We start from the raw sequence: 919 nt of genomic DNA on the forward strand, positions 1-919 counted from the left end.
TTCAACGACTCTGGCTCTCTTGGCGCTCTCAGATATCACTACACTACTGCCATTCCCAGGACTTGAACAGCCTTTTGTCATACTGAGAATTGCTGGGTCAAGGTGGTGTTGCTTGCAGATCGTGGCTTTGTCCATGTCAAGGCGATGCAGATGATGAGTACAGAGTTAGGTTGGCACTACCGCATCCGGCTCAAGCGCAATGCCTGGGTCTGGCGGGCGGGCAAAGGCTGGCAACAACTGAACGACTTTCGTCTCCAGCGGGGCGAGGCCCTTTGCCTGCATACCGTCAAACTTCATAAGCAAGCGTGGTATGGTTCGGTGCATGTGGTCCTCGGCTACAACCATGTCAACGGTGAGTTTTGGGCCATCGTCAGCGATGAACCTACCAATCTGCAAACCTTTCGGGAGTATGGCTTACGCTTCGATATTGAGGAAGCGTTTCTTGATGACCAGTCCAATGGCTGGAACCTTCAAAAATCGGAGATTCGCTCCGTCTGTGCCCTTTCTCGTCTCTGGTTCATCCTGGCGGTAGCTACCCTCTATGTCACTGCCCAAGGCGTCGCCGTGGTGGAGACCGGGCAGCGTCGTCACGTTGAACCCCACTGGTTTCGCGGTAACAGTTATTTCAGACTTGGCTGGGACTGGGTCAAAACAGCTTTAGAACAGGGCTGGCGGCTCATTCATGCCGTTTGCTTTACTCAGGCACGTGACCCCGAACCCGCCAAGGCCTCTCGAAAACAACATGACGACCGCACCTACCGTATCGAGTTCAAAATACGCACGTACCAGTATGTTCCCGACTAAGTTTTGTCAGTCAACCAGCCTCTATGGTCTGAGGAACTGGGTCGAGTATGGCTTTAAGCAAAGCAAGAATGAACTCGGATGGGCGGACTTTCGATTCACCGACTATGCGCCGATT

Annotated in this window: 1 protein-coding gene; it reads left to right on the forward strand. The window is 53.1% G+C overall.

The window, feature by feature from the left end; all coding sequences use genetic code 11:
* The first annotated feature begins 105 nt into the window (after window positions 1-105).
* A complete protein-coding gene (locus tag JUJ53_RS16005) occupies window positions 106-804 on the forward strand; it encodes a transposase (protein WP_343327969.1) in 699 nt (232 codons plus the stop codon).
* Window positions 805-919 lie beyond the last annotated feature (115 nt).

The organism is Leptolyngbya sp. CCY15150 (genome assembly GCF_016888135.1).
Classification (GTDB): Bacteria; Cyanobacteriota; Cyanobacteriia; order RECH01; family RECH01; genus RECH01.